Source organism: Streptomyces sp. NPDC029956 (assembly GCF_055574655.1).
Genome location: NZ_JBVHZJ010000058.1, coordinates 40,840 through 54,316 on the forward strand (window position 1 = coordinate 40,840; position 13,477 = coordinate 54,316).

Annotated in this window: 13 protein-coding genes; 3 read left to right on the top strand and 10 right to left on the bottom strand. The window is 72.4% G+C overall.

Going from position 1 to position 13,477, the window contains the following annotated elements; genetic code table 11:
* Nucleotides 1-51 precede the first annotated feature (51 nt).
* The 4 genes from ACZ4XX_RS32895 to ACZ4XX_RS32910 all read right to left on the bottom strand — a co-directional run bounded on the left by ACZ4XX_RS32895 (nucleotide 52) and on the right by ACZ4XX_RS32910 (nucleotide 3,751).
* Nucleotides 52-237: a hypothetical protein gene (locus ACZ4XX_RS32895; RefSeq protein WP_468511518.1), complete on the bottom strand. Its 186-nt coding sequence runs from the start codon at nucleotides 235-237 to the stop codon at nucleotides 52-54.
* A 177-nt stretch (nucleotides 238-414) separates the two neighbouring features.
* Nucleotides 415-1,305 (bottom strand): SDR family oxidoreductase, encoded by an 891-nt coding sequence (locus tag ACZ4XX_RS32900; protein ID WP_468511519.1) that lies wholly within the window; start codon nucleotides 1,303-1,305, stop codon nucleotides 415-417.
* A complete protein-coding gene (locus ACZ4XX_RS32905) occupies nucleotides 1,302-2,207 on the bottom strand; it encodes an alpha/beta fold hydrolase (protein ID WP_468511520.1) in 906 nt (301 codons plus the stop codon). Before ACZ4XX_RS32905 ends, ACZ4XX_RS32900 begins: the two co-directional genes overlap by 4 nt.
* Complete coding sequence (locus tag ACZ4XX_RS32910) at nucleotides 2,204-3,751, bottom strand: flavin-containing monooxygenase (protein ID WP_468511521.1); 1,548 nt, start codon at nucleotides 3,749-3,751, stop codon at nucleotides 2,204-2,206. Before ACZ4XX_RS32910 ends, ACZ4XX_RS32905 begins: the two co-directional genes overlap by 4 nt.
* A gap of 287 nt (nucleotides 3,752-4,038) precedes the next feature.
* Here ACZ4XX_RS32910 and ACZ4XX_RS32915 point away from each other — a divergent pair, with 287 nt between their 5' ends.
* Nucleotides 4,039-4,674 carry a MerR family transcriptional regulator gene (locus ACZ4XX_RS32915; RefSeq protein WP_468511530.1) on the top strand — a complete coding sequence of 212 codons (636 nt, stop codon included), beginning with the start codon at nucleotides 4,039-4,041 and terminating at the stop codon, nucleotides 4,672-4,674.
* A 16-nt stretch (nucleotides 4,675-4,690) separates the two neighbouring features.
* Here the strand turns inward: ACZ4XX_RS32915 and ACZ4XX_RS32920 are convergent, their stop codons facing one another.
* Nucleotides 4,691-5,494, bottom strand: coding sequence for an exodeoxyribonuclease III (locus tag ACZ4XX_RS32920; RefSeq protein ID WP_468511522.1), 804 nt, complete (start codon nucleotides 5,492-5,494; stop codon nucleotides 4,691-4,693).
* 49 nt (nucleotides 5,495-5,543) lie between these two features.
* On the opposite strand from ACZ4XX_RS32920, the gene ACZ4XX_RS32925 reads away from it, so the two are divergent.
* Nucleotides 5,544-6,023, top strand: coding sequence for a GNAT family N-acetyltransferase (locus ACZ4XX_RS32925; RefSeq protein WP_468511523.1), 480 nt, complete (start codon nucleotides 5,544-5,546; stop codon nucleotides 6,021-6,023).
* 46 nt (nucleotides 6,024-6,069) lie between these two features.
* On the opposite strand, the gene ACZ4XX_RS32930 is transcribed toward ACZ4XX_RS32925, so the two are convergent.
* The 5 genes from ACZ4XX_RS32930 to ACZ4XX_RS32950 all read right to left on the bottom strand — a co-directional run bounded on the left by ACZ4XX_RS32930 (nucleotide 6,070) and on the right by ACZ4XX_RS32950 (nucleotide 13,229).
* Nucleotides 6,070-7,314 (bottom strand): DUF6545 domain-containing protein, encoded by a 1,245-nt coding sequence (locus ACZ4XX_RS32930; protein WP_468511524.1) that lies wholly within the window; start codon nucleotides 7,312-7,314, stop codon nucleotides 6,070-6,072.
* Complete coding sequence (locus ACZ4XX_RS32935) at nucleotides 7,314-7,829, bottom strand: toxin-antitoxin system, toxin component (RefSeq protein ID WP_468511525.1); 516 nt, start codon at nucleotides 7,827-7,829, stop codon at nucleotides 7,314-7,316. Before ACZ4XX_RS32935 ends, ACZ4XX_RS32930 begins: the two co-directional genes overlap by 1 nt.
* Nucleotides 7,830-8,093: 264 nt before the next feature.
* Complete coding sequence (locus ACZ4XX_RS32940) at nucleotides 8,094-8,798, bottom strand: hypothetical protein (protein ID WP_468511526.1); 705 nt, start codon at nucleotides 8,796-8,798, stop codon at nucleotides 8,094-8,096.
* A 193-nt stretch (nucleotides 8,799-8,991) separates the two neighbouring features.
* Entirely contained in the window at nucleotides 8,992-11,439 is a 2,448-nt protein-coding gene (locus ACZ4XX_RS32945; protein ID WP_468511527.1) for a trypsin-like serine protease, read from the bottom strand.
* A gap of 146 nt (nucleotides 11,440-11,585) precedes the next feature.
* Complete coding sequence (locus tag ACZ4XX_RS32950) at nucleotides 11,586-13,229, bottom strand: S1 family peptidase (RefSeq protein ID WP_468511528.1); 1,644 nt, start codon at nucleotides 13,227-13,229, stop codon at nucleotides 11,586-11,588.
* 60 nt (nucleotides 13,230-13,289) lie between these two features.
* On the opposite strand from ACZ4XX_RS32950, the gene ACZ4XX_RS32955 reads away from it, so the two are divergent.
* Nucleotides 13,290-13,477: hypothetical protein (locus ACZ4XX_RS32955; RefSeq protein WP_468511529.1), on the top strand; the 188-nt coding region annotated here is incomplete at its 3' end.

Here is a 13,477-nt window from a genome sequence, read left to right on the forward strand (position 1 = left end):
CCCGTCGTACCGGGTGCGCCTCGCTCGACACGGCCACGCGATGAAGGCGTGTCAGGCGTCGTAGTCCTGGTTGAGACGGTCCTGGGCCTCCTGCTGGGCCCTGCGCGTCTCGTCGTCGGTGCGCCCGCGGCCCTGGGACGCGCGCTCGGACGCCTCGTCCTTCGCCTTGCCCATGGCCTGCTTGGCCTGCTGCTTCAGCTGCTCCGACGTGTCCTTGAACTGTTCTGCCTTGCCCATGAAGGTTCACTCCTAGACGGGTGAGAGGGGACGGAGGCGATGTGCCTCCTGGGCCTCGACCAGCCTTGCATGAGCGAACATTCCACGCATTTCGATCAGTTACGGACGGCTACCGTGCGGGGAGCCGCGGCCGGCCGCACGGCGGGGTCCCCTCCCTCCCGCACGGCCGGAGCCGCATCAGCGCGCCGCCGAACCGCCCGTCCGGGCCTCCTCGTCGGCCGCGCCGCCCGCGCCCACCAGACCCTTGGAGACCGAGCCGAGGCGCGGCTCGAAGCGCTTCATCTCGCGCTGCCCGACGGTCGCGATCATGCCCGGAAGATAGCCGCGGACCGACTGCATCCCGCGCAGCCACCACTGCGCGTAGACGTGCGCGGAGCGCCGCTCGATGCCCGCGACGATCCGGTCGACGGCCGGGCCGAGGGGGTACGTGCGGTTCGCCGGCCACGGCAGCCGCTGGCGCAGCTCCCGCATCACGTCGTCCTCGTCGGCGCCCCGCACCATGTCCGTGTCGGTCCAGGAGAGGTAGCCGACGCCGACCTTCACCCCCTTGTACGCGACCTCGGCGCGCAGGCTGTGCGCGAAGGCCTCGACGCCCGACTTGGACGCGCAGTACGCCGTCATCATCGGGGCCGGGGTCAGCGCGGCGAGCGAGGCGATCTGGAGGAAGTACCCCCGCGACTCCATGAGGACCGGCAGGAACGCCCGTCCCGTCACCGCGCCGCCGATCAGATTGACCTCGATGACCCGCCGCCAGGCGGCCGGGTCGGACTCCGCGAAGGGGCCGCCCGCCGCGACGCCGGCGTTGGCGACGACGATGTCGACCTTCCCGAAGCGCTCTTTCACCTCGGCCGCGACCTTGGCCATCGCCTCGTGGTCGGTGACGTCGGCGTGCCACCAGTCGGCCTCGGTGTGCAGCCGCCCGGCGACCTCCTTGAGCTGCTCCGGCTCCAGGCCGACGAGCGCGATCTTCGCCCCGCGCGCGGACAGCTTGCGGGCGAGGAGCTCCCCGACGCCGCGGGCCCCTCCGGTGACGACCGCGACCTGTCCTTCCAGGCTCACCCGGCTCATGCCTTCTCCTTCACTTCCAGGTACGTGGCGCTCAGTTCGCGGATCCGCGCGGTGACGGCCTCGGGGGCCTCCACCGGTGTCATATGCCCCATACCCGCCAGTTCGAGCAGTCCCACGCACTGCGGGAGCGCCTCGGCCATGGCGCGCGAGTGGACGGGCGGGGTGAGCCGGTCGGCGGTGCCGACGACGACCGCGACGGGCAGGTCGAGCGCCCGCAGGCCGGGCTCCAGGTCGAGCTCGGAGAGGACCCTGGACCAGCCGACACGGGCCCCGCGCGGACAGGCGTGCACGATCCGGGCGCAGGCGTCGACCCGCTCGGGCGCCGAACCGGGGCCCATCGTCGCGTACTTGAGGATCCTCTTCGAGACGGCGTTGACGGGTCCGAGCGGTGCCTTCGCGCCGAGGACGCCGCGGGTCAGCCGGGTGCGCCGGCCGCTCGGCCGGCCCGGGACGACGGTGGCCTCGGCGGTGAGCCGCGAGGGCCCGGTGGAGCAGAGCAGCGCGGCCGCCGCGTGCTCACGGAAGCCCGGCCGGTCGGCGGCGGCCATGAGGGTCATGCCGCCCATGGAGTGACCGGCGAGGACGGCCTTCTCGCCGGGGGCGAGGGTGGTCGCGAGGACCGCTTCGAGGTCGTCGGCGAGCGCCCGGGTGGCGTATCCGGAGGGCGCGGCGGGGGCCGGGGACCGGCCGTGGCCGCGCTGGTCGTAGGCGATGACCCGGTGGTCCGCGGCGAGGGCCCGTATCTGCTCGGCCCAGAAGGCGATCGAGCAGGTCCAGCCGTGGGCGAGGACGACGGCGGGCGCGCCCTCGGGGCCGTACACCTCGACGTGGATCCGGGAGCCGTCGGCGGAGACGGCGGTGAGTTCGCGGGACGAGGTCAGCGAGGTCAGGTGCCGGCTCACTTGGCGGCCTCCTTCTTGCGGGAGGCGGTACGGGGCTTCGCCGCGGCGGTCTCCCCGGCGGCCTGCACCGGCTTCGGCGCGCGCACGACCTCGTACTCGGAGAGGTCGACCTGCCGGGTCTCGCGCCGGAACTCGCCGGTCGTGCCCGGCCACAGCGTGGTGTTGCGCCCGTTGGCGTCGAGGTACCAGCTCTCGCAGCCGCCCGCCTTCCAGACCGTCCGCTCCATCCGGGCCTGCACCTTGCGGTTCCAGGCGCCGACGGCGGAGGGCCGGACGGCGAGGGCGGCGCGCCCGCCCAGGACGTTCAGCTGGCGCAGGTAGTCGGCCATGTAGTTCAGCTGGGACTCGATCATCAGGATCATCGAGGAGTTCCCGAGGCCCGTGTTGGGGCCGATGACCGTCATGAAGTTGGGGAATCCGGCGGCGGTGGCGCCGCGCAGCGCCTCCATGCCGCCCTTCCAGGTCTCGGCGAGGGTCCGTCCCTCGGCGCCGACGACCCGCTCGGCGATCGGCATGTCGGTGACGTGGAAGCCGGTGCCGAAGATGATCGCGTCGACCTCGGTCTCGGTGCCGTCGGCAGCGACCACGGTCGAGCCGCGGACCTCGCGCAGGCCGGAGGCGACGACGTCGACGTTGGGCTGCGCGATCGCCGGGTAGTACGTGCTGGAGAGCAGGATGCGCTTGCAGCCGATGCGGTACGACGGGGTCAGCTTGGCCCGCAGGACCGGGTCCTTGACGGCCTTGGCGATGTTGGCCTTGGCGAGCTTCTCGACGATCCCGAGCTCGTTCGGGTGCTTGGTGAAGGCGCCGACCTGGAGTTCGCGGATGCCCCAGAGGAGGCCGCGGCGCAGGGTGCCGGTGACGGGCAGGGCCCGGTGGAGCCAGCGCTCGGGGCCGCTGATGGCCCGGTCCATGCGGCGCATGACCCACGGGGGCGTCCGCTGGAAGAGGGTCAGCTTCCCGACCTGCGGCTGGATCGCGGGCACGATCTGGATGGCGGAGGCGCCGGTGCCGATCATGGCGACGCGCTTGCCGGTGAGGTCGTAGTCGTGGTCCCAGCGGGCCGAGTGGAAGACCTTGCCGGGGAAGTCGGCGATACCGGGGATGTCCGGGATCTTGGGGTCGGAGAGCGGCCCGGTCGCGGAGACGACGACCTCGGCGCTGAAGGAGCCCTCGCTGGTCTCGATCTCCCAGCGGAGCGCCTCGGCGTCCCATTCCATCCGCACGACCTCGTGGTTGAGTCGCAGGTGGGGGCGGATGCCGAAGGTGTCCGTGACGTGTTCCAGGTACGCGCGGATGTGGCGCTGTCCGGAGAAGGTCCGCGGCCAGTCGGGGTTGGGCGCGAAGGAGAAGGAGTAGAGGTGGGAGGGGACGTCGCAGGCGCAGCCGGGGTAGCTGTTGTCCCGCCACGTGCCGCCGACGGAGTCGGCCCGCTCCAGGACCACGAAGTCGGTGATCCCCTCGCGGCGCAGTCGGACGGCGGCGCCGAGGCCACCGAATCCCGATCCGATCACCGCCACACGTACCTGCTCGTGCTTCGCCATGCCGCCTCCCACGCGCCCGGCCAATCACGCCAGCAATCACTGGCACAGTCGGGACTGTAGAGCAGCTCCATACCGAGCGGTAGGGGTCGGACGAGGGAAAGTTACCGGCGGTACAACATAGGCTTGCGTCCGTGGCTGAAGGATCAGGCAAAGGGACGCGCGAAGGATCAGGACCCGACACGGTGACACACGAGGGCGCACGCGAGGACCGGCGGGCCGGCACGGGCGCGAACCCGCGCCGGGTCACGCCCGTAGACCCCGAGCCCGAGGGCGTACGCGAGTACCGCATGGAGGAGCTGGCGGCCGCCGCCGGCATCACCGTGCGCACCCTGCGCTTCTACCGTGAGCGCGGCCTGATCCCCCCGCCCCGCCGCGAGGGCCGGATCGCCTGGTACGACGAACAGCACCTGGCCAGGCTGCGCACGATCGCCGCCCTCCTGGAGCGCGGCCACACCCTCAACGGCATCGCCGACCTCACCACCGCCTTCGAGAGCGGTCGCAACGTCCGCGAGGTCCTCGCCCTCGGCGCCCCCAGCGAGGAGGAGCCGGTCCGCCTCACCCCGGAGGAGCTCGCCGACCACTTCGCCGGCGAGGTCACCCCGGAGAACCTCGCCGCCGCACTGGACCTCGGCTACCTCGTCACCGACGGGGAGGAGATCATCCACATCAGCCGCCGGCTGCTCGACGTCTCCGCCGCACTCGTCCGCGAGGGCGTCCCGCTCGCCGAGGTCCTCAAGGCCGGCGCCCGCGTCCGCGAGCACGCCGACGCCCTCGCAGAACTCTTCACCGACCTGCTGCGCACCCACGCGGCCGAGGACGACCTGTGGCGGCTGCGCCCGCTCGCGAAGAGCGTGGTGGAGGCGGAGCTGTCGATGGCGCTCGACCGCCGCCTGAGCCCAGGAGCCCCGCCACAGGGCCCCTGAGCACTCCCCCGACGCCCTACAGCCCGTAGACGGCGGTCACGGGCGCGTGGTCGCTCCACCGCTCGGCGTGGGTGGCGGCCCGCTCGACGTACGCCTTGACGGCCCTGGCGGCGAGCCCCGGGGTGGCGAGCTGGTAGTCGATGCGCCAGCCGCTGTCGTTGTCGAAGGCACGGCCGCGGTAGGACCACCAGGAGTAGGGCCCCTCCTGCCCGGGGTGCAGGGCGCGCACGACGTCCACGTACCCCCCGTCGCCCTCCTCCAGCACCTTCCCGAACCACTCCCGCTCCTCGGGGAGGAAGCCGGCGTCCTTCTTGTTGGCCTTCCAGTTCTTGAGGTCGGCCTCCTGGTGGGCGATGTTCCAGTCGCCGCAGACGACGACCTCGCGCCCGTCGGCGGCGGACCGCTCCCGGAGCTCCTTCAGGTACGGCAGGAACTCGCCCATGAACCGGTACTTCTCGTCCTGGCGCTCGGTGTCGACCTCGCCGGAGGGCAGGTAGAGGCTGGCGACGGTGACGCCGGGCAGATCGGCCTCGACGTACCGGCCGCTGGTGTCGAACTCGCTCGACCCGAAGCCGACGCGCACCCGGTCGGGCTCGCGGCGCGTGTAGAGGGACACCCCGGCGCGGCCCTTGGCGGCGGCGGGCGCGTGGACGGTGAACCAGCCCTCGGGCGCCCCCACCTCCGGCGGCAGCTGCGCCTCCTCGGCGCGCACCTCCTGGAGGCAGACGGCGTCGGCGGAGGTCCCGCCGAGCCACTCGACGAAGCCCTTCTTCGCGGCGGCACGGAGACCATTGACATTCACGGACGTCACAGTGAGCATCCCGGGAGAATACCGACACCATGCGCCGCATACATGTACGATACTTCGCATGAACATCCAGCCCACGCCCTACGACCACCCCCACGCCGTCGAACTCGACGACGCGGTCCAGGCGGAGTACGCCGTCCGCTACGGCGACGAGGGCGACGCCACACCGCTGGACGCCGGGATGTTCCTCCCTCCCCAGGGCCTCTACCTCCTCGCCTACGACCCCGAGGGCAAGCCGGTCGCCACGGGCGGCTGGCGCACCCAGGACAAGAACGACGAGGGCTACGAGAACGGCGACGCCGAACTCAAGCGCATGTACGTGATCCCGGAAGCCCGCGGCCTGGGCCTGGCCCGCCGCATCCTCTCCGCCCTGGAATCCGACGCCCGCAAGGCCGGCCGCACCCGCATGGTCCTGGAAACGGGCACGGCCCAACCGGAGGCGATAGCCCTCTACACCTCGAGCGGCTACGAACCCTGCTCGAAATTCGGCATGTACCGCGACTACGACAACAGCCGCTGCTACGCCAAGCCGCTGATCTGACGCCGCCCGCCCCGACGGCACCCGGACCGAGGGCACCCGGCCGCTCTCAGCCCCCGACCGCCGACAGCGGCCGTGCGGCCTCGGCCGCGGAGTGCGCCGCAAGGGCACGGGAGATCGAGACCAGGAGGTCACGGTCCTCCCGCTCCGCCGTGCGCACGGCGACCACCGCGGGGGCGCACCGTTCCGTCGGGGGTTCCGGCTCACGGGCGCGGGCGTCGGCCGCCGCCACGTACATGGCCGCGAGTCCGGCCGCCACGGCTTCGCGCTCCGGCGCCCCGGCCCCCTTCGCCCGCCGGTACGACCGCTCGCGGACCTCGTCCGCGCAGTAGGCGCTCAGGTCGAGCATCCAGTCGTGGATGGCGGTCATCCGGTAGAGCAGCACCTGCTCGGGTCCGGCGTACCAGGGCGGGGAGGGGAACACCCTGCTCCTGTCGGCAGGCCGGGAACGGCCGGCCAGGCGCCACAGGGGCCGCAGCGCGTGGAGGTCGAGCAGGGGGCGGCCCACGCGGTCGACGAGTCCAGGACCGTAGACCGGCACCAGCAGCCCGAAGCCGATCACCATCCCGCACACCGCCATGAAGGTCGACAGGCTCTCGTTCAGCGCGTCCCAGTCCCGGCCCGCCCAACGGGCGGCGATGGCGGTCAGTTTGACCGAGCTGAAGACGATGTTGCTCACGGAACCGAGCACGAGGACGAGCAGCCCGACCCACAGGAACCGGTCGACCGCCGTCCTGGTCCCCCCGCCCGCCGCCCTTCTGCCGATGTCGAGCATCCAGTTCCCGCACACGAGGGCCATGGCCACGCCGGCGATGACGTACGCGAGCAGGTAGAGCACGAGCATTCCGCTGATGTACGGGGTGGTGGCGTAGTACGTGTCGAAGTTCCGCGGCTGCTCCACCGGGACGTCACCCAGGGCGAAGAGCACCGTCAGGGCCACGATCACGGCGCAGCAGCCGGTCCACCACGCCCGTGCGCGTCGACGCGCACGGGCACAGTCCTCCGACTGCCCCTTCCAGTAGTTCAGCAGCACCAGGCTCGCGCACGCGTACGCGGTCATGAGGCAGTGGACGAGGAGGGCCGACAGGTTGCTGATGCCGGTGAACCGGTTGACGGCGGTCACGGTGGGCGCGGCGGACAGGATGAAGCCCAGGCAGGGCAGGAGCAGCAGGATGTTCACCGTCCGGACCGTGGGGCTGTGCCGGCCGCGCACGAGGCCGGGGAGCCTCGCGAGCACGGCGGCGCCCAACACGCCCGCGGGAACGTAGTAGTAGTCGACTCCGTCCGGCGCCATCAGCCGGCCAGGGAGGCCCAGATGCGCCCGGCCACGTCGCCCGGGGGCGTGCTGTCGTGCGCGCCGAGCAGGAAGGGGCGGAACTTCGCCGCCAGCAGGCGGCCGAACGTCTCCGCGCGCCGTTCCTCGGCGACGCTGTGGTCGGTGCGCGCCGCCACGTGGGCCACGGCTTCCTCCAGGTCCCACCGGTCCCCGAGCATCCGCGCGGCCGCCGCTCCGCCGGCGGGGCTGCCGGGCTGCCCGCACCGGCCCTCCTTGCGGTGCCACAACTCGTGCCCGAGGATCACCATCTGATGGAACGGCAGGGTGTTCTTCTCCACCGCGATCACTTCGTGGTCACCCAGGTCGAGCCAGAGCCCACTGACCGTGTCGGGCGGGAACGGCTCCAGCATCAGCCGGACTTCACGCCCGCCGCTCTCGCTCACGCAGTCACAGATCGCCTTCAGCAACGCCTGCGGTTCCTGCCCGACCGGGCGCGCCGTTCCGGCGAACAGTTCGTCCCGATGGCGCTTCATCGCACGGGATACGGCCAGCGCGCCCCACATGTCTCCCCCACCCGGACGCATCCCCCACCGGTACACCCGGTCTTCGAGTCCACGGACGCGCGGGCGGCACTTGGTCGGTTGCCGCCGCCCGTCCAGGAGAGACCGGCCCTGGGACCGGCGCTCACCCGTCCGCGACAGTATCCACTCGCGTGCGCGCAGGCAACTGCCGCCGCTGCCCATCGTGCCTGGCCAGAGGGTGTTTTCAGGATGCGGAAAGCCGGTCGGAGCGCCCGGCTAGCGGGCGCCGTCCGCGTGTCCCTCCCGCGCGCGCTCCTCGCGCGAGCGGCGGGCGATGGACTCGATGAGGGCGATGATGGGCTGCGCGGTGTCGTCCGGCACGTCGGCGAGTGCGCGCGCGGCGTAGCCGACGACGCCGAGATCGGCACCGGAGGGGCCGGAGTCCTTGAGGCGCTGGATGTCCTCGTCCTGGCGGGCGACGGTGCGCTCCAGCAGATCCTTGTGGATCAGCTGGAGCACCCGGTCGAGCGCCTCGGCGGGGGGAGCGACCAGGAATTCGATGCTCTCGCCGAAGAAGCGCGCGATGCCGGCCGCGTGATCGAGGTTGGGCGCCTTCCCCGTCTTGATCATCTTGTCGAGCCACTGGGCGCTCGTCCCCGCGCCCGCCGCGATCTCCGCCAGCGAGTACATGCGCCGCTGCCCGTCGGGCGAGCTCCAGAGCCGGGTGCGGCGCAGGAAGACGATCCGGGCGACCACTCGGCTGTGGCGCTCCTCTACCGGGTCCGTGCCGCCGCCGTCGATCTGCGGCGGCTCGCCGCGGAGCAGCCTGCGGACGTCCTCCTCGTCGAGCCCCGAGGCGTGGGCGAGCCCGCCCTCCCCCTCGACGCGGAGCACGTCCTCGGGGTCGAGCCCGGCACGCTGGAGCAGCGAGGTGACGCGGCGAGCCGTCCCGACGGGGTCCGCGGCGAACCTCTCGCTCATTCCTGCTTCCCGACTCACTGGCCGACTCCTCGCCGATGGCGTGCTTGAACGTCAAACATTAACGACTTCAGCTGAGCGTCATCAACCACGGATGACGGAGATCGGCGTTCTCCGCGGGCCGGGCTCAACGCGACGAGCCCCGCCCCTCATCGGGACGGAATCCTGATGAAGGGCGGGGCGACGGTGCGAGGTACTACCGCGTCGTGACGGCGGTGAGGTCGACGGGGCCGGTGAGGGTGCCCGGGACCTCGCGCCACGACGTCCAACCGCCCGTCCGGGCGTCGAGGGTGATGTTCCGGACCTTGTCTTCGCTTCCGGTGGCGTAGACGTGGACGTTGCCGGCGGCGGAGGCGCTGGTGACACGGGTCAGACCGCTGCCGCCGATCCTGGTCCACGACGGCTTCCACATCCCGGCGAGGTAGTCGGCGCTCTGGTTGTACAGGGCGCCGTCGGAGCCGACGGCCTGGACCTGGACGGTCTCCCCGACGCGGGCGGCCGAGATGTCCGTGGCGCCGGTGAGGGAGCCGGGGATCTCACCCCAGACGGTCCAGGTGCCGTTGCGGGTGTCGAGGTCGCGGCCGTAGGCCTTGCCGCCCGCGATCCCGTAGAGGCGGACGAAGCGGCCCGCCTTCACGCTGGTGAGCCGGGTCAGGCCGGTGACACCGCTCACCGGGGTCCAGGTGTCGTTCCAGCGCCCGGTGTTGTAGTTGCCGACCTGGGTGTGGAGGTCGCCGCCGGAGCCGATGATCTGCACGTACAGGACGTTGTCGATCATGCTGGCGGACACGTCCTTGACGCCGCCCGCGCCGCCCGGGATCTCGTACCAGTCGGCCCAGGTGCCGGTCCGCGGGTCGTACTCGCGGTCGTAGACCTTGCCGCCCGCGACACCGATGTAGCGGACGATGTTGCCGTGGGCGACGCCGGTGAGCGAGGTGATCGGCGCGCCGCCGATGTCGTTCCACCGGGCGCCGAAGGCTCCGGTGGCCAGGTTGTCGCTCTGGGCGAACATCGTGCTGCCCGCGGCCGCGCCCAGGGTCACCGTGGAGGGCGTGACGGAGACGGCCGCGCTCACGTCCGCGGCTCCGGAGAGGCTGCCCTGGAGCTCCTCGAACGCGCTCCACTCGTCGGTGGCCGTGTTCAGCGCCGCGTTGGTGATCCTTCCGCCGGCGCCGATGGCGTAGAGCTCGACGGAGTCCCCGGACGGGACGCTGGTGATGCGCGTGAGGCCGGAGCCGCCGGCCTTGCGCCACGTCTCGTTCCAGCGGCCGGCGTCGTAGTCGCCGAACTGGGTCCAGATCGCGCCGTCGGAGCCGATGATCTGCACGTGGACGTTGTTGCCGATGGTGCTGGAAGCGATGTCCACGGCGCCGCCGGCGCCGCCCGGGACGGCGCCCCACGCACTCCACTTGCCGGTCCGGGTGTCGAAGTCGCGGCCGTAGACCTCGCCGCCCCCGATGCCCTGGACCCGGACCGTCGTGCCGGAGACGGCGCTGGTGATGTGGGAGAGCCCGGTGGCCCCGATGGCGGCCCAGGTGTCGTTCCAGCGTCCGGCCCGGTAGTCGGCGGCCTGGGCGTACAGGTTGCCCTCCGAGCCGACGATCAGCACGTGGACGGTGTCGCCGACGAGCGCGGCGGTGACGTCCTTGGCGCCCGCGGCGCCGCCCGGAACCTCGCCCCACCCCGACCACCTGCCGGTACCGGTCTCGAAGTCCTGGCTGTGGACCCGGCCGCCGGCGATGGCGTACGCGCGGATCACGTCGCCGTGGCGGACCGTGCTCACCCGGGAGACGTCAAGGCCGTCCACCTTCCCCCAGGACGACCCGAACTCGCCGTAGCCGAGGTCCCCGGACTGCGACCACATCGTCCCGCCGCCCCCGGCGAGCAGGGCGACCTGACCGCCGTTGCGCGGGGCGACGACCTGGTCGATCCACTGGCCGACGTTGTCGGTGCGGGCGGAGACGGCACCCGTACGGGTCTCCGTCTCGCCCAGGCAGCCGCCCTGCCAGGAACGCGAGTTGATCGCGACGAGTTCGCCGGCGGCGTTGAGGAGCGGGCCGCCGGTGTCGCCCTTGCACAGGACGTCGGTGCCCTTGCCGGTGACGGCCAGGGTGGTGGCGGTGCTGGAATCGGCGGTGAAGGTGCCGGTGTGGAGCTTCTCCGGGACCCACTCCGTCTTCGTCCGCCCGAACCCCGCCGCCGTCAGCTCGGTCCCGACCGCCGGAGCGCCGGTGGCCCGCTTGACGGGAGCGATGTCGGTGACGGGGGAGGCCAGACGGGCCAGGACCAGATCGCGGTCGGCGGCGCTCGCGGAGACCTCCACGATCCGGCGGGTCTGGCCCCCGGTGAAGGTGGCCGTGGTCCGCGCGGCCGGCTCCCCGGCCTTGACGGCCTCACCGGGCGTGGCGGCCAGGCAGGACGCGGCGGTCAGGACCCAGCGCGCGCTCACCAGCGTGGCGGTGCAGGCACGGCTGTCGGTCTCGTCGCCGACGCTCAGCCTCGCGGCGTAGGCGTACGTGCCGGTGCCGGCTTCGGGGCCCGCGAGGGCCTGGGCGGAGCCGGCCGAGACCAGGCTCGCGGCGACCGCGGTGGCGGTGACGAGCAGGCAGGTCATCCGCACCGCGCGGGGACGGGATTCAGGCATGAGTTTTCCTTCGTGAAAGGCGCTCCGCGACGGCGCGCCGGTGTCCGCCGAGCCCGAGGGCCGCGCGGACACCGGGCAACGCGCGTGACGGGGAATGTCACCCGGAGGTGAGGCGTGGCGGGCGGATCACGCCGCCCGCCCCGCCGTCACGGGGTCCAGGTGGCGGTGATGGCGAGGCTGCCCGGGGCGGCCGGCAGGCCCTGGAGGGGGACCGTGACAGGGGTGTCCCAGGTGCGGTCGGCGTGCCGGATGGTGTGCAGGGTCCTGTTGTCGGCCGTGGTGACGGCGAGCTGGAACTCTCCGTCGACGGAGGCCGCGGCCACGGACGTGGCGGTGACGGTGCCGAGGACGTCCTTCAGGTCGCCGAGGGGCGACCAGGAGCCGTTGGCGTGGCGGATGGCGTGGTACTGGCGGGTGCCGTTGTCGGTGGCGAGGACGAGCTGCGCGTCGCCACCGGTGCCGGCCATGGTGACTCCGGTGATGGGGCCGGTGGAGCCGAGGACGCCTGCGACGTCGCCCCATCCGGCCCAGTGGCCGGTGGTGTTGCGGAGGGTGTGGTAGGCCTTGCCACCGCTGACGGCGGTGACCTGGATCTGGCCGCCCGCGCCGGCCACGGCCGCGGCCGTGACCTTGCCGATCGGTCCTGCGGCACCCGCGACGTCACCGAAGCGGGTCCAGTGTCCGGCGGCGTTGCGGACGGTGTGGAAGACCTTCCCGTCGGCGACGGCGACGACGTGGAGGTCGTATCCGATGTTGACGGCGGTCACCTGGGTGAGGTTGCTCAGGGGGTTGGTCTCGCCGAAGACGTAGCCGAAGGTGCCCCACGTACCGTCCTCCTTGCGGATGGTGTGGAACAGATCGCCGCTGCCGCTGACGGCCAGGACGTGGGTGTCGCCGTTCATGCCGACGACGGCGGAGGAGCGGATGCCGCCGAGGTTCCCGGCCTTGGACTGGACGTCGGTGAAGCCGGTCCAGGAACCGTCGGGCAGCCGGATGCCCTGGTAGACGCTGTTTCCGGACTGCACGGCGGTGGCCGTCTTCCAGCCGGAGGTCCGCGAACGGTGCTCGTCGATCCACTCGCCCAGGTCGTCCGTGCGAACGGAGACGGCACCCGTACGGGTCTCGGTGGCGGGGACATCGAGGCAGCCGCCCTGCCAGGAGCGGGAGTTGACGCCGACGAGTTCGCCGGCGGCGTTGAGGAGCGGGCCGCCGGTGTCGCCCTTGCACAGGACGTCGGTGCCCTTGCCGGTGACGGCCAGGGTGGTGGCGGTGCTGGAATCGGCGGTGAAGGTGCCGGTGTGGAGCTTCTCCGGGACCCACTCCGTCTTCGTCCGCCCGTATCCGGCCGCCGTCAGCTCGGCTCCGGCCGCGGGGGCGGCGGTGGCTCGCTTGACGCCCGCGATGCCGGTCGCGGGGGTGGCCAGGCGGGCCAGGACCACGTCACGGTCGGTGCGCGGGGCGAGCTCGCTGACCTCGACGGTCCTCGCGTCGCCGAGGGTGACGACCGTCTTGAGGGCCGGCTTTCCGGCCGGGACCGCGTCGCCCGGCGCGGCGCCGAAGCAGCTCGCGGCGGTCAGGACCCAGGAGGCGTCGACGAGCGTGCCCGTGCACCCACGGCTGTTCGTCTCGTCTCCGATGTTCAGCTTCACGGTGTACGCGTGCCGGCCGGCCTGGGCTTCGGGGCCGTGGAGGGCCATGGCGGGGCCGGCCGATACCAGCCCGGCGGCGAGCGCGGTGGCCGTGGCGAGGAGGCAGGTCATCTGCGCGGTGCGCGGACGGAGGGCATGCATGCGGAACTTCCTTGCGAGTCAGGGGTCGGTGCGCGGGCGCGTCGGAGGACGGCGGCGCGGGTGGTCGAAGGCAGCCGGAATCCGGCGCGGGCCTCCCAGGAGTGCGAGGCCGTCCCGCGCGGTGTCGACGGCTGCCCGGTCGACGACTGTCCCGTGGTGCGGTGGTGGGGGCGGGTGTTACCTGGCTGCGACGATCTGCAGCAGGGTGAAGTCACGGCCCTGGGGGTCGGCGGTCTCGCCGACGTTGT

Excerpts from the sequence above, each read along its gene's own strand:
- ACZ4XX_RS32915 (WP_468511530.1), top strand. The coding sequence starts at position 4,039 with ATGGAGGAGCTGGCGGCCGCCGCCGGCATCACCGTGCGCACCCTGCGC.
- ACZ4XX_RS32950 (WP_468511528.1), bottom strand. The coding sequence starts at position 13,229 with ATGCATGCCCTCCGTCCGCGCACCGCGCAGATGACCTGCCTCCTCGCC.
- ACZ4XX_RS32940 (WP_468511526.1), bottom strand. The coding sequence starts at position 8,798 with ATGAGCGAGAGGTTCGCCGCGGACCCCGTCGGGACGGCTCGCCGCGTC.
- ACZ4XX_RS32895 (WP_468511518.1), bottom strand. The coding sequence starts at position 237 with ATGGGCAAGGCAGAACAGTTCAAGGACACGTCGGAGCAGCTGAAGCAG.
- ACZ4XX_RS32910 (WP_468511521.1), bottom strand. The coding sequence starts at position 3,751 with ATGGCGAAGCACGAGCAGGTACGTGTGGCGGTGATCGGATCGGGATTC.
- ACZ4XX_RS32930 (WP_468511524.1), bottom strand. The coding sequence starts at position 7,314 with ATGGCGCCGGACGGAGTCGACTACTACTACGTTCCCGCGGGCGTGTTG.
- ACZ4XX_RS32935 (WP_468511525.1), bottom strand. The coding sequence starts at position 7,829 with ATGAAGCGCCATCGGGACGAACTGTTCGCCGGAACGGCGCGCCCGGTC.
- ACZ4XX_RS32945 (WP_468511527.1), bottom strand. The coding sequence starts at position 11,439 with ATGCCTGAATCCCGTCCCCGCGCGGTGCGGATGACCTGCCTGCTCGTC.
- ACZ4XX_RS32920 (WP_468511522.1), bottom strand. The coding sequence starts at position 5,494 with ATGCTCACTGTGACGTCCGTGAATGTCAATGGTCTCCGTGCCGCCGCG.
- ACZ4XX_RS32900 (WP_468511519.1), bottom strand. The coding sequence starts at position 1,305 with ATGAGCCGGGTGAGCCTGGAAGGACAGGTCGCGGTCGTCACCGGAGGG.
- ACZ4XX_RS32925 (WP_468511523.1), top strand. The coding sequence starts at position 5,544 with ATGAACATCCAGCCCACGCCCTACGACCACCCCCACGCCGTCGAACTC.